Genomic DNA, 25,609 nt, shown 5'->3' with positions numbered 1-25,609 from the left:
TCTGTCCTTTATAGCATGGCAGTATAGCGGCAGGTTTTCATCGCTGTCACCGTAACGCGCAAAGCATGTTGAATGATTTATGCCGTCGTATTGATATATTATTGAGCGTTGGTTAATTTTTATATTTTTTAATAAGAAAAGCCCCTGAGAATATCGTGATCAATAGGAAAGAGATTAAACCACGAATAATCAATTTGTTTTTGGTCAAATTAAGGGCATTTATTTATCTGGTCATTATTGAGTGACCCTCCTTAAAATACTGCCGCTTTTACTATTTAGCGATCGTTGAATAGTGTCTTTTAAAATCACAATAATCAATCGCAACTGATTAGAAATGTTTATCTATTAAATACTGAGGTGGGTATGTTTAAGAAATTAATGGCTGAAGGGTTTGGCACCTTCTGGCTGGTATTTGGCGGCTGCGGCAGCGCCGTACTGGCAGCGGCATTTCCTGAACTGGGAATTGGCTTTACCGGTGTGGCACTGGCATTTGGCTTAACGGTGTTAACGATGGCGTATGCGGTAGGTCATATTTCCGGCGGCCATTTTAATCCGGCAGTAACGTTAGGATTATGGGCAGGCGGTCGTTTCCCGGCGAAAGATATTCTCGGTTATATTATTGCGCAAATTATCGGCGGTATTCTCGCGGCAGCCGTGCTTTATTTAATCGCCAGCGGGAAAGCGGGTTTTGATGCCGCTGCCAGCGGTTTTGCTTCTAATGGTTATGGTGAACATTCACCTGGCGGATATTCCCTGCAATCCGCGATGATTATTGAATTTGTATTAACCTGCGCATTCCTGATGATTATTCATGGCGCGACGGATAAAAACGCTCCGGTCGGTTTTGCGCCGCTTGCTATCGGCCTGGCGCTGACATTAATCCATTTGATCAGCATTCCAGTGACCAACACCTCAGTAAACCCGGCACGCAGTCTGGCGGTGGCCATTTTCCAGGGTGGATGGGCGCTGCAACAGGTCTGGCTGTTCCTGGTAATGCCCATTATCGGCGGCATTTTCGGCGGCGTTATTTACCGCACGCTGCTTGAAAAACGCAGCTAATCCCTGAAAGGCCTGCTAAACGCAGGCCTTTTGCATAAAAATCTCTATTTTTTGATGCTTTACTCATTTCCTGGCTTTGGGTAGTGTTATGAGGCTCACTTTCTGCAAGGACCTCGATTTCTCATGTTGTCAGGATTACTGATTATTTTAGTGCCGCTCATCGCCGGTTATCTTATTCCCCTCAAAAATACCGCCGCGTTAAAAACCATTAACCGCCTGCTGAGCTGGATTGTTTACGTAATCCTGTTTTTTATGGGGATAAGCCTGGCGTTCCTCGATAACCTGAGCAGTAACCTGCTGGCGATTTTTCATTACTCCGCCGTCAGCGTGGTGGTGATTTTATTGTGTAACTGCGCAGCCCTGTTCTGGCTTGATAAATCCCTGCCCTGGCGGCATAACCACCATCAGGAAAAATTACCGTCGCGCATCGCTATGGCGCTGGAGTCGCTTAAACTGTGCGGCGTGGTGGTGCTGGGTTTCGCGCTCGGGTTAACCGGCATGAATTTTCTTATCCACGCCACTGAGGCCAGCGAATATACCCTTATCTTCCTGTTATTCCTGATCGGGATCCAGCTGCGCAACAACGGTATGACGCTGCGTCAAATCGTACTTAATCGCCGGGGCATGATCGTGGCGGTGCTGGTTGTCGGCAGTTCGCTGGTAGGCGGCGTAATCAATGCTTTTATTCTCGACCTGCCGATCCGCACCGGTCTGGCAATGGCATCGGGTTTCGGCTGGTATTCGCTTTCGGGGATATTAATGACCGAATCCTACGGTCCGGTGATCGGTAGCGCGACCTTCTTTAACGATCTGGCCCGCGAACTGGTGGCGATTATGCTGATCCCCGGTCTGGTGCGCCGCAGCCGTTCGGCGGCGCTGGGTCTGTGCGGCGCAACCTCGATGGATTTTACCCTGCCCGTACTGCAACGCAGCGGCGGCCTGGAGATGGTGCCCGCCGCGATTGTTCACGGCTTTATTCTCAGCCTGCTGGTGCCGTTATTAATGGCATTTTTCGCCGCCTGATTTCTTTCTGGCGATGCATAAGTATCGCCAAAATTGCGCTAAATCAATCTCCGGTCATATTGCAGTAAAAATCACTTTTAACCCTTTTCACAGACGCATAATCTTAAACATGTATATCAAATATAACTTTAAGGTATCATTATGTTTTGTGTGCAATGTGAACAAACCATCCGTACTCCTGCCGGCAACGGCTGCTCATACGCTCAGGGTATGTGCGGCAAAACTGCCGAAACATCCGACCTGCAAGACTTACTGATCGCCGCACTGCAAGGCCTGTCCGCATGGGCGGTTAAAGCGCGTGAACTGGGCATTATCGATCATGAAATCGATAACTTCGCCCCGCGCGCGTTTTTCTCTACCCTGACCAACGTCAACTTCGACTCCCCGCGCATCGTTGGCTACGCCCGTGAAGCTATCGAAAAACGCGAAGCGCTGAAAGCGCGCTGCCTGGCGGTAGACGCCACTGCCACCGTTGATAATCCGATGGCTGACCTCCAGCTGGTCAGCGCCGATCTGGGCGATTTACAGCGTCAGGCAGCGGAATTTACCCCGAACCGCGACAAAGCCGACATCGGCGAAAACATTCTCGGCCTGCGCTTACTCTGCCTGTACGGCCTGAAAGGCGCGGCGGCGTACATGGAACACGCGCATGTGCTGGGCCAGTACGACAACGAAATCTACGCGCAGTACCACCAGTTTATGGCGTGGCTGGGCACCTGGCCTTCCGATATGAATGCCCTGCTGGAATGCTCTATGGGCATCGGCCAGATGAACTTCAAAGTAATGAGCATCCTGGACGCAGGCGAAACCGGTAAATACGGCCACCCGACTCCGACGCAGGTTAACGTTAAGCCCGTTGCCGGCAAGTGCATCCTGATTTCCGGCCACGACCTGCTGGATCTGCACAACCTGCTGGAACAGACTGAAGGCACCGGCGTCAACGTCTACACCCACGGCGAAATGCTGCCAGCGCACGGCTACCCGGAACTGCGTAAGTTTAAACACCTGGTCGGCAACTACGGCAGCGGCTGGCAGAACCAGCAGACTGAGTTTGCTCGCTTCCCTGGCCCGATCGTGATGACCTCTAACTGCATCATCGACCCGACCGTAGGCAGCTACGACGACCGCATCTGGACCCGCAGTATTGTCGGTTGGCCGGGCGTGAACCACCTGGAAGGCGACGATTTCAGCCCGGTTATCGAGCAGGCGCAACAGTTGCCAGGCTTCACCTACAGCGAAATCGAACACCTGATCACCGTCGGCTTTGGCCGTGAAACCCTGCTGGGCGCTGCCGATTCCCTGATCGACCTGGTGAGCCGCGAAAAACTGCGCCACATCTTCCTGATCGGCGGCTGCGACGGCGCGCGCGGCGAGCGTAACTACTTCACCGATTTCGCTACCAGCGTTCCGCAGGACTGCCTGATCCTGACCCTGGCGTGCGGTAAATACCGTTTCAACAAACTGGACTTCGGCAACATCGAAGGCCTGCCGCGTCTGGTGGATGCCGGTCAGTGTAACGATGCGTACTCTGCCATCATCCTTGCCGTGACCCTGGCGGAAAAACTCGGCTGCGGCGTTAACGATCTGCCGCTGTCGCTGGTGCTCTCCTGGTTCGAACAGAAAGCGATTGTGATCCTGCTGACCCTGCTGTCGCTGGGTGTGACCAATATCGTCACCGGCCCGACGGCCCCAGGCTTCCTGACGCCGGATCTGCTGGCGGTGCTTAACGAGAAGTTTGGTCTGCGTTCCGTGACCACCGTTGAAGAAGATATGCAGCAGTTGCTGAGCGCGTAAGGAGAACCTATGACGATGCCAACCTCTCAATGCCCGTGGCGGATGCAGGTACACCACATCCAACAGGAAACCCCGGATGTCTGGACCCTGTCGCTGTTCTGCCACGATCATTATTCGTACAAAGCCGGACAGTATGCGCTGGTGAGTATCCGTAACAGCGCAGACACACTGCGAGCCTATACGATTTCGTCAACGCCTGGCGTCAGCCCGTTTATAACGCTGACTATCCGCCGTATCGACGAGGGGGTTGGCTCGCAATGGCTGACCGGTGAAGTGAAACGCGGCGACTATATCTGGCTGTCGGACGCCCAGGGCGACTTTATCTGTGAAGATAAAAACACCGACCGCTTCCTGCTGCTGGCGGCAGGCTGCGGCGTGACGCCGATTATGTCGATGCGCCGCTGGCTGGCGAAAAACCGCCCGGAAGCGGACGTGCAGGTGATTTTCAATGTACGTTCACCGAAAGACGTGATTTTTGCGCAAGAGTGGAAAAACTACCCGGTCACCCTGGTGGCGGAAGTGACCAACGAACCGGGTTTCATCGAAGGCCGCTTAACCCGCGAAATCCTGGCCGCCGTGCCGGATATCGCATCACGCACCGTAATGACCTGCGGCCCGGCACCGTACATGGACGCGGTTGAAGAGAATGTAAAAGCGCTGGGCGTGACCCAGTTCTTCAAAGAGAAGTTCTTTACACCGGTTGCCGAAGCGGCCACCAGCGGCCTGAAATTCACTACGCTGACCCCAGCCCGTGAATTCTACAGCCCGGTGGGCACCACCCTGCTGGAAGCGCTGGAAAGCAACAAGGTGCCGGTTAACGCCGCCTGTCGCGCCGGGGTTTGTGGCTGCTGCAAAACCCGCGTGGTGTCTGGCGAGTATACGGTTAACAGCACCATGACGCTGACCGAGCGGGAAATCGCCGAAGGCTATGTGCTGGCCTGTTCGTGCCACCCGCAAGGGGATTTAGTGCTGGCTTGATTCTGAAGTGATAGCAATTACGTATAATTAAACCGATTAAACGCCTGATGTATAACATTGGGCGTTTTTTTGATATGTCCTGTTAGCCTATTTTTACAAGTATGTTCTGCCGTTTTAGTTGTGAAAACATCTTTGTTCCCGTCGAGACTTATATCCTATTCATTAGCGTTGATATCGGGTCATAAATGCTTTGTACTCTGGCGAGATTTTAATGTGTCCATGTTTCGGTTGCTCGGCATGGCATGCTATGCAAAGGACAACCAGATTTGAGTCATTGTTATCATACTTCAAACCATTGCGATGATGGACATGAAGGAACTTTGCATCGTTGTCCGTCAGTACGACACCGCAATCTTTACACTTTGACCCACGCAGCATTTTTATTTTATGAGATATCTGGTTCCATTCTTTAGGATACATGTTTGCTGGTGCGGAATCAGACGTATGAGACGGTTTAACGGCAATAAGATCTCGTGGATATTCTGTAAAAAACTCTTGAAGTGAAAAATGCGTAACTAAAGAGAGGCGTGCCGGACGGGGCATTTTTTGCATATCAAATCCTTTCCAGCGAAGAATATCCAGACAGTTCTGACAAACATTCAACCTCACTTTTTGCGTTTCAATACCATTATTAATGAAATTAACGCTGAATTCTCCAGAATCTCCGTTAGCAACTACGTATTTTTCAAATCTATGGATTTTAGTCATTTTTTCGAGGGCGCTACAAAAAGCAAGGTGGTATTTCGGCATAGTTGACTTTCCTGCAACCGAATTAATATCCCTTATGTAAAGCAACACCCTATAACCTTTATAAATCAAAGTCCTATCAACATGTATCTTAACGTCGTCGAGACTAATATCGACGATTCCTGTCCTGAGTCGCTCAAGCGTGGTAAATTCGCTGCCTGGGATAACAATTTTTAGTTCAGGATTTTGAGTAAGAGGGGCATTCATTGAATGGCGTAACCCATTCAGCAACGCCGAGTTAAGAAAATCTGGCAGTTTGAACGTCATTTTTTTGATAACTTATCCGCAATGAGATCCATCTTTTCGTTTGCGTTCGTGACAATACGAAACTCTACTCGTTGGTTTGCTGCCATAGAGGCTTCTGATGACAATGGGTGAGAAGATGAAAGCCCATTTGCGGTCATATGTTGAATAAGCCACTCTTGACTGTTTTGTACCTTAGGTAGAGACATCAGATATTCAAGCGCACTTCGTGTTCTTGCCTGCGATAATTCCATATTTTTAAAATAAGCCTGCTTTTCGTCGGTTGCTCCATTCCAAAAAGCACTTGTGTGACCTTCTATACGGATTTCCTTAACAGCATTTTTAAACTTCACAGAATTCAGTAATGCTATATAGCGTGGAAAGAATTCTTCCAGCACTTGCTTGAAACGGGGACGAAGTTCTGACGATCCTGTGGCAAAAAGAACAGAGGGATCGTTAAAACGAATTGTCATGTCGCCCAGTATTTCAGCATTCCACTGTTTTAAGTCCTTAGAAAATTCTTTTTGTAAAGCCAGCTGCATATCTCGCTTTGTCATCTCATATTCTTTTACGACGAGTGTCGTGGTCTGTTCAACGCGAAGCATGAAAGCAGCGGTTAACAACATAAATACCATCATCAAACCAGTCATCAGGTCTGCAAGGGGTATCCAATACGATTGGTTACTTTGTACTGTTTCCATTTTTATCTCGTAGCTGAAGCAATCCGTACAACTTCTCGTAGCTGTTCAGTAAGGGGGGTGTAGTCGGAGACAAATTTTTCGGATAATGAGGCAAGTTGGCGACCAAGAGATTCCAAACTTTTGGTCAGCTCTTCTTGCAGACCTTTATCGAGGGTAATCACGCTTTGGCGTACAGCCTCCATCGAGGTAACAAGACCATCATTAACTTCAGACTGCGATTTGCGGAGGGTCTCGGTCAGTAATTGTTTCATTTCTGCTGATGAAGATTGGTACTGCGCACCGAAGTTTTTAACGATATCACTTACATCGGCTTGAATTTTCATGACACCTTTGGCTATTGAGTCTGTCATTTCATCAATTTTTAGCGAAAATTGAGGCGTAACGTCTCTCATCTTTGAAAGCACTTCAGTTAAAGAATATTGAGATTCTTCTATTTGTTGCTGCTGCTGAAACAGTCCTTTTAAGGTCGACTCAAGCGCATCCGCTGTTTGGGAAAAACTGGCTGCCCTATCAATAAATAATGCTAATCCGGAGGAAGCGGCACGGAGATCATCGGCTGATGATTTTTGCAAACTCTGAAGATTATCAAGTTCATTTTTGTACTGCTGTTGCCAGGTAACCAGCTTTTCAACACTGGCGTTTAAATGCTTAAAATTTTCGCCAAATTGCTCACTGATTTTTGCATTAAAATCGCGAATAACTTCTTTTAAAGCGTCGATAAGAGCAGTAGAACCATCCTGAGCCATTTTTTGAGAAAAGTTATCGAAGGACATTTTCAAAGAGCGGAGTTCATCAACTTGCTCCTGGCGCATTAATTTAAGTTGTGAGAGCAAACTGCCATCTTCGTTACCCGAAAGGCTAAGTTGAAGAGCCTGAGTCGCAGCGACAACATCATCCAAATTTGCCGCTTTAGGAGTGCCTTGACTTTGAGGTATCGGTTCTTTTCGAAAATAATGTCGCCCGCGAATAATCAGCGAGCCACCTACACCGCTAAGCGATGCGAGGAACGCCGTTTTTACACCCTCAAGGAGATGGGGTACGCTTTCAGCTACATTCGTCGCATCAAAATGCAATAATGAAGCTGCAATTCCGACGAAGCAGCCCAGGATTCCAACTGTGGTGAGGACTTCGGGTCCATGTGAGACTGCAAATCTGTCGAAACGGACAAAGGCAAAAAAAATTGTCAGTATGAAATTAACCATGACAAACCCATTCGTTATGGGGTCTGAAATAATCGTGCTGAGAGTGCCTGCCTTTGCGGCAAAGGGAGCGCTGAACATAAGTAATATAAAAAACAAATTTCTTTTTTTCATTATTTCCAGTTTATATCATTGGCTAGATTTACTATATGGAATGGGGCTTTACGTTGACTTTATAAAAAACACCACAACCATCCCCACATCAATGCGCCCTATTTTATTGCCGAATCAATATATCCGTTTACTTCTAAACAAGCATTCTTCCCATGATAATTTGAAACAATTAATCATATTAATTTAAACAATATTACTACTTGAAATTCATTAAGATGAGGAATGAGTGCATATCGAATCATAGACGTAATACAGAATCCTCGCTTTTAATTTATGAATAATTCCGGCATATTGTTTAAAATATAATGCAGCCCTCATTTAAGATACTTACATTGCTACCTCCTTGATGTGAGCAATGGTACAGTAACTCAGTAGGATTAATAAAAATGATTTAATTAATCCTACTTTGTTTAATAAGATTTAACGATTTTCAGCAGCGCTTAAAAATCGTTAAATCCCGCAAATGAGCAAGATTTGGTTTCCATTACCGCCACGTCCCGCCCAGCGCATACCTTCCCGCGCCGAGAAACGCCACCGCCAGCGCCGCCACGAAGAAGTAGACCAGGCTTTCAATCGCCCACGCCCCGACTTTATCGAGCATAAAGGTTTTATCCAGCCCCACCAGCAGCCAGGCCACCACCATAGTAAACGCCAGCCCCAGCGCGGACAGCCGCGTCAGCACGCCGAGAATAATCAACACCGGCGCGACCACTTCCCCCAACAGCACGCCGTAAGCGACAAACCCCGGAATGCCGTGCGCGGTCAGCATGCCCGCAATGCCATCCACGCCGCCAAACAGCTTATGCAGGCCGTGAAACAGCATCAGACCGCCCACGCTCAGCCGTAACAACAGCTTGCCCAAATCATCCTTGCTGAGTGCGTTATCCACCGCCCCTATCACCTTCGCTACCATGTGAACCTCCGTTTTTTTGTTAGATGAGAATAATTTACACTTAATTATTATCGGCAGTGAGCTGCTGAAAATGAGAGGTTACCCGGTCTGCATCCGGTAATGGACTACGCTTTAAGCGAAATCAGAATGCATAAAAGGAGATCCAATGAAACAGACCGTGGCGGCGTATATCGCCAAAACCCTGGAGCAGGCTGGCGTAGCGCGTATCTGGGGGGTGACCGGGGATTCATTAAACGGGTTGAGCGACAGCTTAAACCGCATGGGCACCATCGACTGGATGCCGACGCGCCATGAAGAAGTGGCAGCGTTTGCAGCGGGCGCGGAAGCGCAGCTTACCGGCAAACTGGCGGTGTGCGCGGGCTCCTGCGGGCCGGGGAATCTCCATCTGATTAACGGCCTGTTTGATTGCCACCGCAACCATGTGCCGGTGCTGGCGATTGCCGCGCATATTCCGTCGAGCGAAATCGGCAGCGGTTATTTTCAGGAAACCCATCCCCAAGAGCTGTTTCGCGAATGCAGCCATTATTGCGAGCTGGTGTCCAACCCGGAGCAAATCCCGCAGGTGCTGGCGATAGCGATGCGCAAAGCGGTGCTCAATCGCGGCGTGTCGGTAGTGGTATTGCCGGGGGACGTGGCGCTACAGCCTGCGCCGGAAACCGCCAGTACTCACTGGTATTCAGCCCCGCAGCCGGTTGTCGTACCGGAAGAAAGCGAACTGCAAAAACTGGCCCAGGTGCTGCGTTATTCGAGCAATATCGCGCTGATGTGCGGCAGCGGCTGCGCCGGGGCGCACGAACCGCTGATCGCCTTTGCCGAAAAACTTAAAGCGCCTATCGTCCACGCGCTACGCGGCAAAGAACATGTGGAATATGACAACCCCTACGATGTGGGGATGACCGGGTTGATTGGTTTTTCCTCGGGCTATCACACCATGATGAACGCCGACACGGTGATTTTGCTGGGCACGCAGTTCCCTTACCGGGCGTTTTACCCCACCGATGCCAAAATCATCCAGATTGATATCAATCCGGGTAGCATCGGGGCGCACAGTAAAGTGGATATCGCGCTGGTGGGCGATATTCGCGCTACCCTTACCGCTCTGCTACCCATGCTGGAAGAGAAAACCGACCGTAAATTCCTCGACAAAGCGCTGGAGAATTATCAGGAAGCGCGCAAGGGGCTGGACGATCTGGCGAAGCCAGGCGACAAGCAAATTCACCCGCAATATCTGGCCCAACAGATTAGCCAGTTCGCCGATGACGACGCCGTTTTTACCTGCGACGTGGGTACGCCGACCGTCTGGGCGGCGCGCTATCTGAAAATGAACGGTAAACGCCGCCTGCTGGGCTCGTTTAACCACGGTTCGATGGCCAACGCCATGCCGCAGGCGCTGGGCGCGAAAGCCAGCGCGCCTGACCGCCAGGTGATAGCGATGTGCGGCGACGGCGGGTTCAGCATGCTGATGGGCGATTTCCTGTCGGTGGTGCAGATGAATCTGCCGATCAAAATCGTGGTGTTTAATAACAGCGTGCTGGGATTTGTGGCGATGGAGATGAAAGCCGGCGGCTATCTCACTGACGGCACCGATCTGCATCAGACCAATTTCGCCGCCATCGCCAACGCCTGCGGCATCACCGGAATTCGCGTTGAAAAACCCGAGGAGCTGGACGCGGCGCTGAACCAGGCGTTTAAAACCGACGGGCCGGTGCTGGTGGATGTGGTAGTGGCGAAAGAAGAACTGGCCATCCCGCCGCAAATCAAACTGGAACAGGCCAAAGGGTTCAGCCTGTATATGCTGCGCGCCATCATCAGCGGGCGCGGCGACGAAGTGCTGGAGCTGGCTAAAACCAACTGGTTCCGGTAAAAAGTAGGGCATCTCCTCGATAATTAAAAGGATATGCCGTGATTGACTTACGCAGTGATACCGTAACCCGGCCAGGGCGCGCCATGCTGGAACAGATGATGGCGGCCCCGGTTGGGGATGACGTCTACGGGGACGACCCCACCGTTAATGAACTTCAGGCTTACGCTGCACAACTCAGCGGAAAAGAAGCCGCCTTATTCCTTCCTACCGGCACCCAGGCCAACCTGGTCGGGCTGCTGAGCCACTGCGAGCGCGGCGAAGAATACATCGTCGGCCAGGCGGCCCATAACTACCTGTTCGAAGCCGGCGGCGCGGCGGTGTTAGGCAGCATCCAGCCGCAGCCCATTGAGGCGGAGCTGGACGGCACGCTGGCGCTGGATAAGGTGGCCGCTAAAATTAAACCTGACGATATCCACTTTGCCCGCACCCGTTTACTGGCGCTGGAAAATACCCACAACGGCAAAGTGCTGCCGCGCGACTATCTCCAGCAGGCCTGGGAATTCAGCCGAGAGCGCGGGCTGGCGCTGCACGTCGATGGCGCGCGTATTTTTAACGCCGTGGTGTCCTACGGCTGCGAGCTGGAAGAAGTGGTTCGCTACTGCGATTCGTTCACTATCTGCCTCTCCAAAGGTCTGGGCACGCCCGTGGGTTCGCTGCTGGTCGGCAGCCACGACTACATCAAACGCGCTACCCGCTGGCGGAAAATGGTCGGCGGCGGTATGCGCCAGGCCGGGATCCTGGCGGCGGCGGGAATGTACGCCTTGCAAAACAATGTGGCTCGCCTGAAAGACGATCACGATAACGCCGCATGGCTGGCCGGGGCGCTGAAAGAGATCGGCGCGGACGTGCGTCGTCAGGACACCAATATGCTGTTTGTGCGCGTGCCGCAGCAGGATGTCGCCGAACTGCGCGAGTTTATGAAGCGCCGCGATATTCTGATTAGCGCCGCGCCGGTGACGCGCCTGGTGACGCATCTGGACGTCAGTCGCGAGCAGTTAGCGGAAGTGGTCGACAGCTGGCAGCAGTTTCAACAACGGTAACGAGGAGCAGGGATGAGCGAGTCGCAGCGGATACTGGTTCTGGGGGCCAGCGGGTATATTGGCCAACATTTACTCCCCAGGCTGAGCGCTGAAGGGCATCAGGTCATTGCCGCTGCACGCAATGTCGAACGGCTGGAAAAGCGCCAGCTACCGGGCGTGACCTGCCACACCCTGGATTTATTGTGGCCAGAAAACTTGCCCGACCTACTGGCGGGTGTCGACACGCTCTATTATCTGGTGCACAGCATGGGCGACGGGCGGGATTTCGTGGAGAAAGAGCGCCAGGCGGCGCTGAATCTGCGCGATGCGCTGCGCCAGGCGCCGGTGCGCCAGGTGATATTTTTAAGCTCTTTACAAAGTAAAGACGCGCCCTCGGATCATCTGCGGGCGCGCCAATTGACCGCCGATACGCTGCGCGATTCCGGGGTGCCGGTGACTGAATTGCGGGCGGGCATTATTATCGGCGCAGGCTCCGCCGCCTTTGAGGTGATGCGCGACATGGTTTACAACCTGCCGGTACTGACGCCGCCGCGTTGGGTGCGCTCACGCACCACGCCTATCGCGCTGGAAAACCTGCTGGTGTATCTGCTGAAGCTGCTTGATTACCCGTCCACTGAGCACCGCATTCTGGAAGCCGCTGGGCCGGAAGTGCTGAGCTATCAGGAACAGTTCGAGCGGTTTATGAAAATCAGCGGCCGCCCTCGTCCGTTGATCCCCATCCCCTTCCCCACCAGTTGGATCTCGGTGTGGTTTCTCAACATGATCACCTCGGTGCCACCTGCCATTGCCCGGGCGTTGATCCAGGGGTTGAAACACGATCTTCTGGCGGACGACACCGCCCTGCGTGAATTAATCCCGCAGCAGCTGATTTCCTTTGACGACGCGGTTCGTGAGACGCTGAAAGAAGAAGATAAACTGGTAAATTCCAGCGACTGGGGCTATGACGCCCAGGCGTTTGCCCGCTGGCGTCCCGAATACGGCTACTACCCAAAACAGGCGGGCTGTACGCTGAAAACTTCCGCCAGCCTCGAATCGCTGTGGAACGTCGTTAACCGTATCGGCGGTAAAAAGGAGCGCTACTTTTTCGGCAATTATCTGTGGAGCACCCGCGCCGGAATTGATCTGCTGCTCGGTCATAAGCTGGCGAAGGGCCGCCCGGAAAAGGCGCTGTTGCAGGTCGGCGACGCCGTGGACAGCTGGAAGGTGATTATCGTCGAGCCGGAAGCGCAATTGACGCTGCTGTTCGGTATGAAAGCGCCCGGACTGGGGCGGTTGTCGTTCAATTTACGCGAGTTGGGGCCGGAACGGTCGCTGGACGTCCGCGCCTGGTGGCACCCCCACGGCACCCCCGGATTATTCTACTGGCTGGTGATGATCCCAGCGCATTTGTTCATCTTTCGCGGCATGGCGCGTCAGATTTGCCGGCTTGCCGAACAGGAAGAGCAAAAACTTCGGCGCTAACTCTGAATCTTTCGCTATTCTGATTGCATAGCCGTTGATTTCACGAAAGAATGCGCGGCGTTATTTTCTCTTACAGAGCGGGCAGCAATGAAGGTACTGGTCACGGGCGCCACCAGCGGTTTAGGCCGAAACGCGGTCGAGTATTTACGCCAGAAAGGGGTAAGCGTCCGGGCCACCGGGCGCAACGAGGCCATGGGCAAGCTGCTGCAAAAAATGGGCGCGGAATTTATCCACGCCGATTTAACCGAACTGGTTTCCTCCCAGGCCAAACAGATGCTGACGGGTATCGATACGCTGTGGCACTGCTCCGGCTTTACCTCGCCGTGGGGCACCCAGCAGGCATTTGATATGGCTAACGTGCGCGCCACCCGTCGTCTCGGCGAATGGGCGGTTGCCTGGGGCGTGCGCAATGTAGTGCATATCTCCTCGCCATCGCTCTATTTCGATTATCACCATCATCGCGATATCAACGAAGAGTTCCGCCCGGCGCGCTTCGCCAATGAGTTCGCCCGCAGTAAAGCGGCAGCGGAAGAGGTCATTCAACTGCTGGCGCAAGCCAACCCCAATACCCGGTTTACCATTTTGCGTCCGCAAAGCCTGTTCGGGCCGCACGATAAAGTGTTTTTCCCGCGTCTGGTGCAGATGATGCGCCACTACGGCAGCATTTTACTGCCGCGCGGCGGGGAGGCGCTGGTAGATATGACTTATCACGAGAACGCAGTCCATGCGATGTGGCTGGCCAGTTCCGCCAGCTGCGATGCGTTGCCGTCCGGGCGCGCGTTTAACATCACTAACGGCGAGGCGCGCCCGCTGCGCCAGATCGTTGAGCAATTGATTGCCGAACTGGGCATTCGCTGCCGCATACGTTCAGTGCCGTATCCGATGTTGGATATCATTGCCCGCAGCCTGGAGCGCATGGGCAACAAGTCGGAAAAAGAGCCTGCCCTCACCCATTACGGTGTTTCCAAGCTCAATTTCGACTTTACGCTGGATATTACCCGCGCCGAAAACGAGCTGGGTTACCAGCCCCTCGTCAGCCTGGATGAAGGGATCAGCCGTACCGCGCTGTGGCTGAAGGATCACGGTACGCTGCGTTAACTCCGTCCGTATTTTTCCAGTAACGCCTGGGCGATGGCCTGGGTTTCTGCATCGGCCACGCCGTCATAGCGCGCGGGCCGGAAATGCATCTGAAAGGCCTCAATCACCCGTTTTTGCTGGGCGGGCGTCATCTTCGGCGTCACTTCATAACCGTATTGAGCCAGCAGCGCCAGCAGGTCGCCGCTGTCCACCGGTTGATACGGATTTCTGCCCATTAGCCAAAAATTCACCCGCGTCGGATCGGGCCATGCGCCGATACCCTGCTTCGCCAGTTCTGCCCACGGAAACAGCGGGCCGGGATCGTCTTTGCGCTGGGGCGCGATGTCGGAATGCGCGACCACGTTCACCGGTAGTATGTTGTAACTATTAATGATATCCCGCGCCAGTTTCGCCAGCACCTCGATTTGCACCGGGTTAAACGGGGAGAACTGCTTTTGCCCGCCCTGCAGCCGCCAGCCGTGGTTTTCCAGCTCGATGCCAATCGAGGTATCGTTAATCCGGTTGGTGCCGCGCCAGTAGCTGATGCCCGCATGCCACGCCAGCTCCTGTTCCGGCACCAGTTGCCAGATCACCGGTTTACCGTTGCGCACCGGCGGGTTATCCGGCACCAGATAATGGGCGCTGACGTTGCGATCGGTCAGTGTAGCGAGGGAGCTGTCAAAATCGTCGGCAGTGTAGTGGATCACCAGCACTTTGATGCGCGAGTATGCCGCCTGGGCCGGGCGACGTAAATCCACCTGGTAATCACCCCGGTCAACAATCCCCTTTTCACCCGCACAGCCCGCCAATAGCGCGGCCAGCAAGAGCAGTAAACCGCGCATGCTCATCGACGGGTTTTCACCGCCGTTCCGGTGACGCTGACCATCAGCATGCTGCTGTCTTTGCCGACGGTTTCATAATCGATATCAATGCCGATCACCGCGTCGGCCCCTAACCCCCGGGCCTGCTCTTCCAGCTCGCGAAAGGCGATTTCCCGGGCTTTACGCAGCTCTTTTTCATAGGAGCCGGAACGCCCACCGACGATGTCGCGGATGCCCGCGAAAAAATCGCGGAAGATATTGGCCCCGAGGATTGCCTCGCCGGTCACCACGCCGCAGTACTCGACAATGGTGTGCCCTTCAAGATTTGGGGTAGTGGAAAATTGCATAATCGCTCCTTCTTTGGCTATCAATGCGTTAGCACAGATTATCAGACACGGGTATGAATCGATACGCTATGCTTACCTGAAGCCCGCTGGTGCTCCGGCATTGCGGGCTCAACCTAAGCAATGCTCTGACAAATACCGTAGTCCTTCAGAGAAGATAAGGAAATAAAATGCGCCCATTAGCTTTGACTCTTGTTTTGCCCTGCGCGCTGTTACTCAGCGCCTGCGCCACCGACTCGACCACGGCATTTAAGGATATCGGCACCCGCAGCGGCCCCTGCGTTGAAGGCGGCCCGGACAGCGTCGCGCAAAAATTCTATGACTATCGCATCGCAAATCCCACTGCCGGAACCCGCACTCTCGGCGCGCTGCGTCCGTATCTGAGTGACGATCTGTACGCGGAACTGCAAAAAGCCAGCACCGATAGCGCCAATAACACTTTCCTGCGCAGCGATATTTTCTCCAGCCGCACCACGGCACCCTCCCAGGCCAGCGTATCGAGCGCTTCCACCATCCCGAATACTGATGCACGAAATATTCCGCTACGTGTGGCGTTAAACCAGGGTAGCGAGCGTTGGCAGGATGAAGTGCTGATGATCCGCGAAGGCCAGTGCTGGGCGGTAGACGATGTGCGCTATCTTGGCGGCTCGGTCCACGCCCCGGCAGGCACGTTGCGCCAGTCGGTTGAAGACGATCTGCGCAGCTAACCGGCGCTGCCAGCGGGATGGGAATGGCGGGTTCGAAAATAGTCTGACTTTACTGCATAAACTGGATTTTTATTCTCGCCTCCCTCCTGCCCCGTTATTTTGTGCTAAGTTTAAGGCGCAACAGGGGATATTTTTAAGTTTTAACCCACAAATATTGCATAACTATTCTGCTAACGTTACTATTCGCGGTCTCAATTGCTATTCAACAGTTTCGCATGAGTATTCAACTAAACGGCATTAATTGCTTCTACGGCGCACATCAGGCGCTGTTTGACATCACCCTAAATTGCCCTCAGGGCGAAACGCTGGTGCTGCTTGGTCCAAGCGGCGCGGGAAAAAGTTCGCTGCTGCGCGTACTCAACCTGCTTGAGATGCCGCGCTCCGGGCAGCTCACTATCGCCGGTAACCATTTTGACTTCGTCAAAACGCCGGATGATAACGCAATTCGTGAACTGCGCCAGAACGTGGGCATGGTCTTTCAACAGTACAATCTGTGGCCCCATTTGACGGTGCTGCAAAACCTGATTGAAGCGCCGTGCCGCGTATTGGGCCTTAGCAAAGCAGAAGCCCGCGCCCGCGCCGACAAACTGCTGGAGCGCCTGCGCTTAACGCCGTATGTGGATCGCTATCCCCTGCACCTTTCCGGCGGCCAACAGCAGCGCGTGGCCATTGCCCGCGCCCTGATGATGGAGCCGCAGATCCTGCTGTTCGACGAACCGACAGCGGCGCTGGACCCGGAAATTACCGCGCAAATCGTCAGCATCATCCGCGAACTTTCGCAAACCGGCATCACACAGGTTATCGTTACCCATGAAGTCGAAGTGGCGCGCAAAACCGCGAGCCGCGTGGTGTATATGGAAAACGGCCATATCATCGAGCAAGGGGATGCGCGTTGCTTTACTCACCCGCAGACCGACGCGTTTAAATACTACTTATCTCACTGATGTTGATCGGGACAATGACAATGAAAAAAGTACTGATTGCCACGCTGCTTGCCAGCATGAGCCTGTCCGCCGCGGCGGCGCAGACCATTCGTTTTGCCACGGAAGCCTCCTACCCTCCGTTTGAATCCATGAACGACAAAAACGAGATCGTCGGTTTTGACGTGGATTTAGCCAATGCGCTGTGTAAAGAGATCGACGCCACCTGTACTTTCACCAATCAGGCGTTCGACAGCCTGATCCCCAGCCTGAAATTCCGCCGTTTCGACGCGGTGATGGCAGGGATGGATATCACTCCTGAGCGTGAAAAACAGGTGCTGTTCACCAATGCTTACTACGACAACTCCGCGCTGTTCGTGGGCCAGCAGGGTAAAGTCGCCAGCATCGATCAGCTGAAAGGCAAAAAAGTGGGCGTCCAGAACGGCACCACCCACCAGAAATTCATTAACGATAAGCATCCGGAAATCACCACCGTACCGTACGACAGCTACCAGAATGCCAAGCTGGATCTGCAAAATGGCCGTATTGACGCGGTATTCGGCGACACCGCCGTGGTAACCGAGTGGTTGAAAAGCAACGATAAACTGGCTGCCGTCGGCGATAAAGTCACCGATAAAGATTACTTCGGCACCGGCCTGGGCATCGCGGTTCGTCAGGGCAACACCGAACTCCAGCAGAAATTCAACACCGCGCTGGAGAAAGTGAAGAAAGACGGCACCTACGAAACTATCTATAGCAAATGGTTCCAGAAGTAATAGCTGAATGAACGAAATGTTTCCTTTAGCAAGCGCCGCCGGGATGACCGTCGGCCTTGCCGTTTGCGCGCTGATCATTGGCCTGGTGCTGGCGATGATCTTCGCGGTTTGGGAGTCCGCTAAATGGCGGCCTTTTGCCTGGATCGCCACCGGCCTGGTCACGATGTTCCGTGGGCTGCCGGAAATTCTGGTGGTGCTGTTTATCTATTTTGGCTCGTCACAGCTGCTGCTTCTGCTTTCCGATGGCTTCACCCTGAATCTCGGTTTTGCCCAAATCCCGGTGCAGATGCAGATTGAAAACTTCGACGTCAGCCCGTTCCTGTGCGGCGTCATTGCCCTGTCGCTGCTCTATGCCGCCTATGCCTCGCAAACGCTGCGCGGCGCGCTAAAAGCAGTGCCGGTGGGCCAGTGGGAATCCGGCCAGGCGTTGGGTTTGTCAAAGGTCGCGATTTTCTTCCGGCTGGTGATGCCGCAAATGTGGCGCCATGCGCTGCCCGGTCTTGGCAATCAGTGGCTGGTGCTGCTCAAAGACACCGCGCTGGTGTCGTTAATTAGCGTGAACGATTTAATGCTGCAAACCAAAAGCATTGCCACCCGCACCCAGGAGCCGTTTACCTGGTATATCGTGGCGGCGGCGATTTATTTAGTGATTACGCTTATCAGCCAGTACATCCTGAAACAGATCGATCGGCGCGCTACGCGCTTTGAGCGGAGACCAGGCTGATGCTGGAATATTTACCCGAACTCCTCAAAGGCCTGCAAACCAGCCTGACGCTCACCGTGGCGTCATTGATTGTGGCGCTGATCCTGGCGCTGCTGTTCACCGTGGTGCTGACCCTGAAAACCCCGGTGCTGTCGTGGGTGGTGCGCGGTTACATTACGCTGTTTACCGGCACGCCGCTGCTGGTGCAGATCTTCCTGATTTACTACGGGCCGGGGCAGTTCCCGACGCTCCAGGAATATCCGGGGCTGTGGCATCTGCTGTCTGAGCCGTGGCTGTGCGCCCTGCTGGCGCTGTCGCTTAACTCGGCGGCGTATACTACGCTGCTGTTTTACGGGGCGATCCGCGCCATCCCGGAAGGGCAATGGCAGTCCTGCCAGTCGCTGGGCATGAGCAAAAAAGACACCCTGGCGATTTTGCTTCCTTATGCATTTAAGCGCGCCCTGTCGTCCTACTCCAACGAAGTGGTGCTGGTGTTCAAAAGTACCTCGCTGGCCTACACCATCACCCTGATGGAAGTGATGGGTCACGGCCAGCTGCTGTACGGCAGAACCTACGATGTGATGGTATTTGGCGCAGCGGGTCTTATCTACCTGATCGTTAACGGATTGTTGACCTTAATGATGCGTTTGATTGAACGCCGCGCGCTGGCGTTTGAACGCCGTAACTGATGCCGTTTACCCGGCCCGAGACACCCTGTCCCGGGCCGATTTATGGACGATTCTCTTCTGCATTTTCCTCACCGTTTTATCTTTCCAGAACGACTCTCCACTTACCGTTAAAATATAATTATACATTTTTATTGCATATAAATTCATTTACTGGCATGGTGTATTCACGCCGGGTAAACGGTGATCCAGAATAAAAAATTGACAGACGGGAGCTCTACAATGAAAAAGTTACTCTTAGCGGCAATCCTCTCTACGGTTGCGATGTCTGCGGGCGCGGCAGAGAAAATCAGCTTCGGCTCCTCGGCCACCTACCCGCCTTTTGAATCGCTGGATGCCAATAACCAGATCGTCGGTTTCGATATCGATCTCGCCAAAGCGTTATGCAAACAAATGCAGACGGAATGCACATTTACTAACCACGCGTTTGACAGCCTGATCCCGTCACTCAAATTCAAAAAATACGACGCGGTGATTTCCGGTATGGACATTACGCCTGAGCGCAGCAAGCAGGTGGCGTTTACCGAACCGTACTACGCTAACTCCGCGCTGGTGATCGCGAAGAAAGATACTTACAAATCGTTCGACGATTTGAAAGGCAAGCGTATTGGGATGGAAAACGGCACCACGCACCAGAAATACTTGCAGGATAAGCATCCTGAAGTGAAGACCGTGGCGTATGACAGCTATCAGAATGCGATTATCGACCTGAAGAATGGCCGTATTGACGGGGTGTTCGGCGACACCGCCGTGGTGAACGAGTGGCTGAAGACCAACCCGCAACTGGGTGTGGCGACGCCGAAAGTGACCGACCCGCAGTATTTCGGTACGGGGCTGGGTATCGCGGTGCGCCCGGATAATGTGGCGCTGCTGAAGAAATTCAACGATGCGTTGGCGGCGATTAAAGCGGATGGTACTTATCAGCAGATTAATGATAACTGGTTCCCGGCACAGTAATTGATCCGTTCGGTGGAAGGGTTCCGTTCGCTCAAGACTTTGTTCATCTATGTGGCTCCAGTGACGGCGAACGTGTCAGGGACGCTCGCCGCCGCGTCCCCGACCCCCCAGGCTCCCGGCCAGCAACATCGGCGGCTTCGCCGCTGCCCTCGGCTCCATCTCCTCGCTTCAGGTCGGTCGTGATGCTACATCCTGTAGCTCTCGACCTCAGCCCCGCATCCCTGCGGGTCTGACCTGGCTCGTCAATTCCGCCTCGGCGATTTTGATGCCGGACTCAACACCCCCAACTTTAAGTTTTTTATTTTTTACAAAGCTGTCTTTGTCGCTGTGAGTTCTATTTAAAAACTGTCAGCAACACTTTGGTTTCATTGAAAACCTGAACGTATTGCGGGGGTTTTCCTCCCCATCGAAATCGCCGAGGCGTTCGCGGGAGGCCGGGGCTGGCGGCATGGATGCCGCCAGAGGGGGCGAGCTACAGGATGTAGCATCGCGCCCGACCCGGAGCCGGACGCGATAAGCCGAGGGCACCGCGAAGCGGCGATTTCGCTCGGGGGAGCCGGGGGTGTTGGGGGCGCGGCGGCGAGCGCCCCCAACCCGTTCGCGTGCTACGGCGCCCGAGACTGACGCGAAAGCCCAGACGAACGGAACAATTCCACTGAACAAACTAAACGGAACAATTCCACTAAACAAACTAAACGGAACAATTCCACGATATACCCCCCTTTACCCCCGCTGTAACAGCGTCAACACCTCATAATGCCCGGTATGCGGAAACATATCGAACAACTGAGTCCTGACAATCCGATACCCCGGCAGCATGCGAATATCCTTCGCCATTGTCTGCGCATTACAGCTTGAATAAAGAATCGTCTCCGGCGCCATCGCCGCCAAAAACTCGCACAGCTCAGCGCCAACCCCGCGCCGCGGCGGGTTCACCACCACCAGGTCAGGAATATCCTGCTGGGCAGTGGCAAAACGGGTAGAATCCAGCGCCTGAAAATGCACGTCGGTCAGGCCCAGCATGGCGGCGGACTGCGTGGCGCTGGCGATGGCTTCAGGCGCAATCTCAATCCCGGTGAGCCGCATCTGCGGCGTCGCGCAGTGCAACCCAAAACCGCCCACGCCGCAGAACAGATCCCACATATGGTTCACCGGCAATGCACGCACCCAGTCGCGGGCAGTGGCATACAGCTGGCTCGCTACCTGCGGGTTGGTCTGGAAAAAGCTTTGCGGACGGATCCACAGCGGCACACCGTTGAAATTTTCTTCCAGCGCGCGCTCCACGGTGAATACACTCTCCCGCTCCCCTTCCATAATCGCCATATGCACCGGCTGGATATTGGCGGAAATCACCCTGAGCTGTGGCAACTGCTCCCGCAGCCACGGCAGCGCCGCTTCAAGCTGGGCAAGTTTGGCGTCAGAACGCAGCACAAAACGCAGCATCATCCCACCATCCAGCGTGCTTTCGGTCAGCAGCAGGTATTTCAGTTCGCCGCGCTTACGCGCCACGTTATAGGGCGTTAAGCCAGCGCGGGCGATAAACGGCTTCAGCACAGAGAACACCCGGCGAAACGCGTCGGAATAGAGCGGGCAGCCGGTTAAATCCACCGCGCTGCCGTCGCGGTTCAGAATGCCGAGCAGCGGTTTTTCTACGCTGCCGCTGACCACCATTTTGGCTTTATTGCGAAATTCGCGCTCCTCCCCCGCCACCGGGTCGCACCACTGGCCAACGGGGAGATCGCCGAGCAACTGGCGGAGATCGGTCATTTTGTCCTGGAGCTGTTGCTGCCGGGATTTTTCAATCCACGTGCAGGAGCGACAGCGCCCGGCATCATAGAGAGCGCACTGCATACAATAACCTTAGAAACGGAGGGCGCAGGATTGTACCACCGTTATTGCAACTGGAAAAACCGGCGGCTCTGGATGGGCAAAAACAGCAGTACGAGGATCATAATGTCCGGCGTTTTCTGCATCACCAGCGAATGGAGAATTTCCCGTTTGGTTTCTCCGGCAATGCTGAACAGTTCAGGGTAGCCCCAGCCCAGCGACGCGGCCCACAGGTAGCCGCTGGCGGCGATCTGCGAGAGCAGGTAAATCCAGCGCCCCCAGTTACGCCCTTTGATGATGGCGAATGCGCAGCGGAATTCAATGCATAACAATATCAGGCTGGACAGGAAAACCAGCGTCAGGCTCCAGGTCTGAACGCTGCGGTGAATAAAATCCAGCGCGCCGCGCAGCCCCAGCATATTGAACACCATCAGCAGGTCGACACAGCGGGTGGTGATAATGGCAATAGCCGCGATATATACCAGCGTGGGTACATTGAGGCGGGCATGATTGTGATGTGACCGTGTGAAGATCATCGCTATGTTTCTGGCATCCCTGAATCACAGTGCCGCGACGAACGCGGCACTGTTAGCTAATAATCTCAGATTTTAGAATCTTCAGCCGGTTCTTGCACGTTGGATGTCTTTCTGGCGCTGTTTTTCGGAGCGCGCCATAAGATACCAGGCGATCAAACCGATAATCCCCACCACCCCAAGAATGATCGACGCCAGGGCGTTGATCTCCGGGTTGACCCCCATACGCACGCTGGAGAACACCAGCATCGGCAAGGTCGTCGCCCCCGGTCCGGAGACGAAGCTGGCGATCACCAGATCATCCAGCGACAGGGTAAACGCCAGTAGCCAGCCAGATAAAATCGCTGGCATGATCATCGGCAGGGTGATCACGAAGAACACTTTCACCGGGGTGGCTCCCAGATCCATTGCGGCTTCTTCAATGGAGCGGTCGAGTTCGCGCAGGCGGGCGCTGATCACCACCGCAACATAAGCGGTACAGAAGGTGACATGCGCCAGCCAGATGGTGAGCATCCCACGCTCTGACGGCCAGCCGATGGCGTTGCCCAGCGCCACGAACAGCAGCAGCAGCGACAGCCCGGTGATCACATCCGGCATCACCAGCGGCGCGGTCAGCATAAACGCAAAACCGTTGGCCCCGCGAAAACGCCCAAAGCGCACCATTACCACCGAGGCAATCGTCCCGAGCACTACCGCCATGGTGGCGGCTAATGCAGCGATGGTCAGGCTGAGCCCGACCGCACTCATCATCGCGCTATCCTGGAACAGCTCGCTGTACCAGCGCGTCGACCAGCCAGCCCACACCGTTACCAGTTTGGAGCTGTTGAAGGAGTAGATCACCAACATCAGCATCGGCGCGTACAGGAAGGTAAAGCCGATCAGTAGAATCAAAATGCGCCAGGGGGAACGCACGACGGGTAAATTATTCATGCGTGATCTCCCGTGGATTTGTTCTGGTGCTTGTGGAACCACATAATCGGCACAATCAGGATCACCAGCATGGTGATCGCCACCGCTGAGGCCACCGGCCAGTCGCGGTTGTTAAAGAACTCCTGCCACAGCACGCGGCCAATCATAATGCTGTCCGGGCCGCCCAGCAGTTCCGGGATCACAAACTCCCCTACCGCCGGGATAAATACCAGCATCGAGCCGGCGATAATGCCGCCTTTGGTCAACGGCACAATCACCGTGAAGAAGGTTTTTAACGGGCGCGCGCCCAGATCCAGCGCCGCTTCCACCAGCGAGTAATCAATACGCGTCAGCGCAGTGTAGATCGGCAACACCATAAACGGCAGATAGGCATACACAATGCCGATATACACCGCCAGATTGGTGTGCAGGATGGTTAACGGCTGATCGATAACCCCCAGCCACAGCAGCACGTTATTCAGCACCCCGTTTTCCTTGAGAATGCCCATCCAGGCATACACGCGGATCAGGAACGAGGTCCACGACGGCAGGATCACCAGCAGCAACAGGATGTTGCGCGTCGACGGGCTGCTGTGCGCCACCGCCCAGGCGAGCGGATAACCGAGCAGCAAACAGCACAGCGTCGAGATCCCTGCCACCTGCAATGACTGTAAATAAGCTTCGAAATAAAGCGGATCGTCAGTCAGTTGCAGAAAGTTAGCGAGATTCAGCATGATCGACAGTTGCGAATCTTCGACGCTCACCAGATCGGTGTACGGCGGGATCGCCCGCGCCATTTCCGCCAGGCTGATTTTGAACACAATCAGGAACGGCAGCATAAACAGCAGGATCAGCCACAGGTACGGCAGCGCGATCACCAGCTTACGGCCATGGGCCATCTGCACCCGCGCCAGCCAGGCCTTAAAGCCGGTGACGTGCTGGACTTCGCGGCGTTCAGGTAAATGACTCATCACGCCTCCTTAAACCGTCAGAACCACACAGCTGTCGGCATCCCAACACAGACGCACTTCATCGCCCCAGGTCGGCGCGCCTTTGCGGTAGCGATACGCGTTCTGCAACTGGGCGGTGATCATCTGCCCGCTTTTCAGGCGGACGTGATAGATCGACAAATCCCCCAGATAGGCGATATGCACCACTTCACCCACGGCAAAGTTATAGCCATCGGCTGGCGGTTGTTCGCAGAGCATCACTTTTTCCGGGCGCAGCGCCACGTGTACCGGTACGCCGTCTACCACCGAGGAGTCCGGGTCGACTTTCAGCGGGTGCATCAGGCCAGGGGAGTCGATCACCAGGCCGTCTTCCTCGCGGGATTTCAGCAGGCCGTCGAACACGTTCACCGAGCCGATGAACTCTGCGCTGTAGCGGGTGGTCGGGTGCTCGTAAATCTCTTCCGGTTCGCCAATCTGCACGAACTTACCGCGATTCATAATCGCGATACGTCCGGCCATCGTCATGGCCTCTTCCTGATCGTGAGTCACCATCACGCAGGTGGCACCCACGCGCTCCAGGATATCCACCACTTCGAGCTGCATCCGGTCGCGCAGTTTCTTATCCAGCGCGCCCATTGGCTCATCCAGCAGCAGCAGTTTCGGGCGCTTCGCCAGGCTGCGCGCCAGCGCCACACGCTGGCGCTGGCCGCCGGAAAGCTGATGCGGCTTGCGTTTGGCAAACTCCTGCATATGCACCAGAGTCAGCATCTCTTCTACCCGCGCGGCAATCTCGCCACGCGGCAGTTTGTCCTGCTTCAGGCCGAACGCGATGTTTTGTTCCACTGTCATATGGGGGAACAACGCGTAGGACTGGAACATCATATTGATTGGGCGCTGGTACGGCGGTACGCGGGACAAATCCACGCCATCCAGCAAAATCTGGCCGTGAGTCGGGATCTCAAAACCCGCCAGCATCCGCAGCAGAGTTGATTTCCCGCACCCGGAGGCACCGAGCAGAGCGAAAATTTCGCCTTTGTAGATAGTCAGGCTGACATCATCCACGGCATGCTGGCCGTCGAAGGATTTAGTCAGGTTGCGGATTTCCAGCAGCGGGGTGAGCGCTTTGCGGGTTTTCGCCTGTGGGCGAGGGATAGCGTCGTTCAATTATTGCTCTCCGGCAAAAGCATGAATACCTGTGCGGCCCGGTTGTCGCACTAATAACGGGGCAGAGACCGGGTCGCCTCTGCCCCACTTCAGGGCAGC

25 protein-coding genes are annotated in these 25,609 nt (G+C 54.3%); 14 read left to right on the top strand and 11 right to left on the bottom strand.

The window, feature by feature from the left end; translation table 11 throughout:
* Window positions 1-363: 363 nt before the first annotated feature.
* The 4 genes from aqpZ to hcr all read left to right on the top strand — a co-directional run bounded on the left by aqpZ (window position 364) and on the right by hcr (window position 4,854).
* Window positions 364-1,059 (top strand): aquaporin Z, encoded by a 696-nt coding sequence (aqpZ, locus tag RT120_RS01675; protein ID WP_312978632.1) that lies wholly within the window; start codon window positions 364-366, stop codon window positions 1,057-1,059.
* Window positions 1,060-1,182: 123 nt separating this feature from the next.
* The gene (locus RT120_RS01670; RefSeq protein WP_125291758.1) at window positions 1,183-2,082 is read left to right on the top strand and encodes a lysine exporter LysO family protein; all 900 of its coding nucleotides are present in this window, start codon (window positions 1,183-1,185) and stop codon (window positions 2,080-2,082) included.
* 141 nt (window positions 2,083-2,223) lie between these two features.
* Window positions 2,224-3,876, top strand: coding sequence for a hydroxylamine reductase (hcp, locus tag RT120_RS01665; RefSeq protein ID WP_312978629.1), 1,653 nt, complete (start codon window positions 2,224-2,226; stop codon window positions 3,874-3,876).
* Window positions 3,877-3,885: 9 nt separating this feature from the next.
* On the top strand, window positions 3,886-4,854 hold the full coding sequence (gene hcr / locus RT120_RS01660) for an NADH oxidoreductase (RefSeq protein WP_312978628.1): 969 nt from the start codon (window positions 3,886-3,888) through the stop codon (window positions 4,852-4,854).
* Window positions 4,855-5,016: 162 nt separating this feature from the next.
* Here the strand turns inward: hcr and RT120_RS01655 are convergent, their stop codons facing one another.
* The 4 genes from RT120_RS01655 to RT120_RS01640 all read right to left on the bottom strand — a co-directional run bounded on the left by RT120_RS01655 (window position 5,017) and on the right by RT120_RS01640 (window position 8,771).
* Window positions 5,017-5,868, bottom strand: coding sequence for an HNH endonuclease signature motif containing protein (locus RT120_RS01655; RefSeq protein ID WP_312978627.1), 852 nt, complete (start codon window positions 5,866-5,868; stop codon window positions 5,017-5,019).
* Window positions 5,865-6,545, bottom strand: coding sequence for an OmpA family protein (locus RT120_RS01650; protein WP_312978625.1), 681 nt, complete (start codon window positions 6,543-6,545; stop codon window positions 5,865-5,867). Before RT120_RS01650 ends, RT120_RS01655 begins: the two co-directional genes overlap by 4 nt.
* Before the next feature lie 2 nt (window positions 6,546-6,547).
* Window positions 6,548-7,858, bottom strand: a complete 1,311-nt coding sequence (locus RT120_RS01645; RefSeq protein ID WP_312978623.1) for a hypothetical protein — start codon at window positions 7,856-7,858, stop codon at window positions 6,548-6,550.
* A gap of 484 nt (window positions 7,859-8,342) precedes the next feature.
* The gene (locus RT120_RS01640; protein WP_312978621.1) at window positions 8,343-8,771 is read right to left on the bottom strand and encodes a DoxX family protein; all 429 of its coding nucleotides are present in this window, start codon (window positions 8,769-8,771) and stop codon (window positions 8,343-8,345) included.
* Between the two features lie 145 nt (window positions 8,772-8,916).
* Between RT120_RS01640 and poxB the strand changes: the two genes are divergently transcribed.
* The 4 genes from poxB to RT120_RS01620 all read left to right on the top strand — a co-directional run bounded on the left by poxB (window position 8,917) and on the right by RT120_RS01620 (window position 14,234).
* Window positions 8,917-10,635 carry a ubiquinone-dependent pyruvate dehydrogenase gene (gene poxB, locus RT120_RS01635; protein ID WP_312978619.1) on the top strand — a complete coding sequence of 573 codons (1,719 nt, stop codon included), beginning with the start codon at window positions 8,917-8,919 and terminating at the stop codon, window positions 10,633-10,635.
* Window positions 10,636-10,673: 38 nt separating this feature from the next.
* Complete coding sequence (gene ltaE, locus RT120_RS01630) at window positions 10,674-11,675, top strand: low-specificity L-threonine aldolase (RefSeq protein ID WP_312978617.1); 1,002 nt, start codon at window positions 10,674-10,676, stop codon at window positions 11,673-11,675.
* 12 nt (window positions 11,676-11,687) lie between these two features.
* A complete protein-coding gene (locus RT120_RS01625; protein WP_312978615.1) occupies window positions 11,688-13,136 on the top strand; it encodes a DUF2867 domain-containing protein in 1,449 nt (482 codons plus the stop codon).
* 87 nt (window positions 13,137-13,223) lie between these two features.
* Window positions 13,224-14,234, top strand: coding sequence for an NAD(P)-dependent oxidoreductase (locus tag RT120_RS01620; RefSeq protein WP_312978613.1), 1,011 nt, complete (start codon window positions 13,224-13,226; stop codon window positions 14,232-14,234).
* On the opposite strand, the gene RT120_RS01615 is transcribed toward RT120_RS01620, so the two are convergent.
* Both RT120_RS01615 and RT120_RS01610 read right to left on the bottom strand, forming a co-directional pair.
* Window positions 14,231-15,061 carry an N-acetylmuramoyl-L-alanine amidase gene (locus RT120_RS01615; RefSeq protein WP_312978611.1) on the bottom strand — a complete coding sequence of 277 codons (831 nt, stop codon included), beginning with the start codon at window positions 15,059-15,061 and terminating at the stop codon, window positions 14,231-14,233. The genes RT120_RS01620 and RT120_RS01615 overlap by 4 nt on opposite strands.
* Window positions 15,058-15,381 (bottom strand): heavy metal-binding domain-containing protein, encoded by a 324-nt coding sequence (locus RT120_RS01610; RefSeq protein WP_183169132.1) that lies wholly within the window; start codon window positions 15,379-15,381, stop codon window positions 15,058-15,060. Before RT120_RS01610 ends, RT120_RS01615 begins: the two co-directional genes overlap by 4 nt.
* A gap of 167 nt (window positions 15,382-15,548) precedes the next feature.
* On the opposite strand from RT120_RS01610, the gene RT120_RS01605 reads away from it, so the two are divergent.
* The 6 genes from RT120_RS01605 (at window position 15,549) to artJ (ending at window position 20,127) form a co-directional block, all read left to right on the top strand.
* Complete coding sequence (locus tag RT120_RS01605; protein ID WP_312978609.1) at window positions 15,549-16,085, top strand: lipoprotein; 537 nt, start codon at window positions 15,549-15,551, stop codon at window positions 16,083-16,085.
* A gap of 215 nt (window positions 16,086-16,300) precedes the next feature.
* Window positions 16,301-17,029: an arginine ABC transporter ATP-binding protein ArtP gene (gene artP / locus RT120_RS01600; protein ID WP_312978606.1), complete on the top strand. Its 729-nt coding sequence runs from the start codon at window positions 16,301-16,303 to the stop codon at window positions 17,027-17,029.
* Between the two features lie 20 nt (window positions 17,030-17,049).
* Window positions 17,050-17,781, top strand: a complete 732-nt coding sequence (gene artI / locus RT120_RS01595) for an arginine ABC transporter substrate-binding protein ArtI (protein WP_312978604.1) — start codon at window positions 17,050-17,052, stop codon at window positions 17,779-17,781.
* 7 nt (window positions 17,782-17,788) lie between these two features.
* The gene (artQ, locus tag RT120_RS01590; protein WP_312978602.1) at window positions 17,789-18,505 is read left to right on the top strand and encodes an arginine ABC transporter permease ArtQ; all 717 of its coding nucleotides are present in this window, start codon (window positions 17,789-17,791) and stop codon (window positions 18,503-18,505) included.
* Window positions 18,505-19,173 (top strand): arginine ABC transporter permease ArtM, encoded by a 669-nt coding sequence (gene artM, locus RT120_RS01585; protein WP_312978600.1) that lies wholly within the window; start codon window positions 18,505-18,507, stop codon window positions 19,171-19,173. Before artQ ends, artM begins: the two co-directional genes overlap by 1 nt.
* A gap of 219 nt (window positions 19,174-19,392) precedes the next feature.
* Complete coding sequence (gene artJ, locus RT120_RS01580; RefSeq protein ID WP_312978598.1) at window positions 19,393-20,127, top strand: arginine ABC transporter substrate-binding protein ArtJ; 735 nt, start codon at window positions 19,393-19,395, stop codon at window positions 20,125-20,127.
* 723 nt (window positions 20,128-20,850) lie between these two features.
* Here the strand turns inward: artJ and rlmC are convergent.
* The 5 genes from rlmC to potG form a co-directional block, all read right to left on the bottom strand.
* Window positions 20,851-21,978, bottom strand: coding sequence for a 23S rRNA (uracil(747)-C(5))-methyltransferase RlmC (rlmC, locus tag RT120_RS01575; protein WP_312978596.1), 1,128 nt, complete (start codon window positions 21,976-21,978; stop codon window positions 20,851-20,853).
* Between the two features lie 41 nt (window positions 21,979-22,019).
* Window positions 22,020-22,490 (bottom strand): YbjO family protein, encoded by a 471-nt coding sequence (locus tag RT120_RS01570; RefSeq protein WP_312978594.1) that lies wholly within the window; start codon window positions 22,488-22,490, stop codon window positions 22,020-22,022.
* Window positions 22,491-22,571: 81 nt separating this feature from the next.
* Window positions 22,572-23,417: a putrescine ABC transporter permease PotI gene (potI, locus tag RT120_RS01565; protein ID WP_125291739.1), complete on the bottom strand. Its 846-nt coding sequence runs from the start codon at window positions 23,415-23,417 to the stop codon at window positions 22,572-22,574.
* Window positions 23,414-24,367 carry a putrescine ABC transporter permease PotH gene (gene potH, locus RT120_RS01560; protein ID WP_312978591.1) on the bottom strand — a complete coding sequence of 318 codons (954 nt, stop codon included), beginning with the start codon at window positions 24,365-24,367 and terminating at the stop codon, window positions 23,414-23,416. Before potH ends, potI begins: the two co-directional genes overlap by 4 nt.
* 9 nt (window positions 24,368-24,376) lie before the next feature.
* Window positions 24,377-25,510 (bottom strand): putrescine ABC transporter ATP-binding subunit PotG, encoded by a 1,134-nt coding sequence (gene potG / locus RT120_RS01555; protein WP_312978589.1) that lies wholly within the window; start codon window positions 25,508-25,510, stop codon window positions 24,377-24,379.
* Between the last annotated feature and the right edge of the window lie 99 nt (window positions 25,511-25,609).

It is taken from the genome of Atlantibacter sp., assembly GCF_032062175.1.
In the GTDB taxonomy this organism is placed as follows: Bacteria; Pseudomonadota; Gammaproteobacteria; order Enterobacterales; family Enterobacteriaceae; genus Atlantibacter.
This window is presented reverse-complemented; position numbering and strand designations above follow the sequence as displayed.

What these genes read in the sequence shown, in the direction of transcription:
- poxB (WP_312978619.1), top strand. Translation starts at nt 8,917, where the DNA reads ATGAAACAGACCGTGGCGGCGTATATCGCCAAAACCCTGGAGCAGGCT.
- aqpZ (WP_312978632.1), top strand. Translation starts at nt 364, where the DNA reads ATGTTTAAGAAATTAATGGCTGAAGGGTTTGGCACCTTCTGGCTGGTA.
- artM (WP_312978600.1), top strand. Translation starts at nt 18,505, where the DNA reads ATGCTGGAATATTTACCCGAACTCCTCAAAGGCCTGCAAACCAGCCTG.
- RT120_RS01625 (WP_312978615.1), top strand. Translation starts at nt 11,688, where the DNA reads ATGAGCGAGTCGCAGCGGATACTGGTTCTGGGGGCCAGCGGGTATATT.
- potI (WP_125291739.1), bottom strand. Translation starts at nt 23,417, where the DNA reads ATGAATAATTTACCCGTCGTGCGTTCCCCCTGGCGCATTTTGATTCTA.
- artP (WP_312978606.1), top strand. Translation starts at nt 16,301, where the DNA reads ATGAGTATTCAACTAAACGGCATTAATTGCTTCTACGGCGCACATCAG.
- artI (WP_312978604.1), top strand. Translation starts at nt 17,050, where the DNA reads ATGAAAAAAGTACTGATTGCCACGCTGCTTGCCAGCATGAGCCTGTCC.
- RT120_RS01570 (WP_312978594.1), bottom strand. Translation starts at nt 22,490, where the DNA reads ATGATCTTCACACGGTCACATCACAATCATGCCCGCCTCAATGTACCC.
- artJ (WP_312978598.1), top strand. Translation starts at nt 19,393, where the DNA reads ATGAAAAAGTTACTCTTAGCGGCAATCCTCTCTACGGTTGCGATGTCT.
- RT120_RS01615 (WP_312978611.1), bottom strand. Translation starts at nt 15,061, where the DNA reads ATGAGCATGCGCGGTTTACTGCTCTTGCTGGCCGCGCTATTGGCGGGC.
- rlmC (WP_312978596.1), bottom strand. Translation starts at nt 21,978, where the DNA reads ATGCAGTGCGCTCTCTATGATGCCGGGCGCTGTCGCTCCTGCACGTGG.
- RT120_RS01645 (WP_312978623.1), bottom strand. Translation starts at nt 7,858, where the DNA reads ATGAAAAAAAGAAATTTGTTTTTTATATTACTTATGTTCAGCGCTCCC.
- hcp (WP_312978629.1), top strand. Translation starts at nt 2,224, where the DNA reads ATGTTTTGTGTGCAATGTGAACAAACCATCCGTACTCCTGCCGGCAAC.
- RT120_RS01655 (WP_312978627.1), bottom strand. Translation starts at nt 5,868, where the DNA reads ATGACGTTCAAACTGCCAGATTTTCTTAACTCGGCGTTGCTGAATGGG.
- RT120_RS01605 (WP_312978609.1), top strand. Translation starts at nt 15,549, where the DNA reads ATGCGCCCATTAGCTTTGACTCTTGTTTTGCCCTGCGCGCTGTTACTC.
- RT120_RS01650 (WP_312978625.1), bottom strand. Translation starts at nt 6,545, where the DNA reads ATGGAAACAGTACAAAGTAACCAATCGTATTGGATACCCCTTGCAGAC.
- RT120_RS01640 (WP_312978621.1), bottom strand. Translation starts at nt 8,771, where the DNA reads ATGGTAGCGAAGGTGATAGGGGCGGTGGATAACGCACTCAGCAAGGAT.
- hcr (WP_312978628.1), top strand. Translation starts at nt 3,886, where the DNA reads ATGACGATGCCAACCTCTCAATGCCCGTGGCGGATGCAGGTACACCAC.
- RT120_RS01620 (WP_312978613.1), top strand. Translation starts at nt 13,224, where the DNA reads ATGAAGGTACTGGTCACGGGCGCCACCAGCGGTTTAGGCCGAAACGCG.
- RT120_RS01670 (WP_125291758.1), top strand. Translation starts at nt 1,183, where the DNA reads ATGTTGTCAGGATTACTGATTATTTTAGTGCCGCTCATCGCCGGTTAT.
- potH (WP_312978591.1), bottom strand. Translation starts at nt 24,367, where the DNA reads ATGAGTCATTTACCTGAACGCCGCGAAGTCCAGCACGTCACCGGCTTT.
- RT120_RS01610 (WP_183169132.1), bottom strand. Translation starts at nt 15,381, where the DNA reads ATGCAATTTTCCACTACCCCAAATCTTGAAGGGCACACCATTGTCGAG.
- artQ (WP_312978602.1), top strand. Translation starts at nt 17,789, where the DNA reads ATGAACGAAATGTTTCCTTTAGCAAGCGCCGCCGGGATGACCGTCGGC.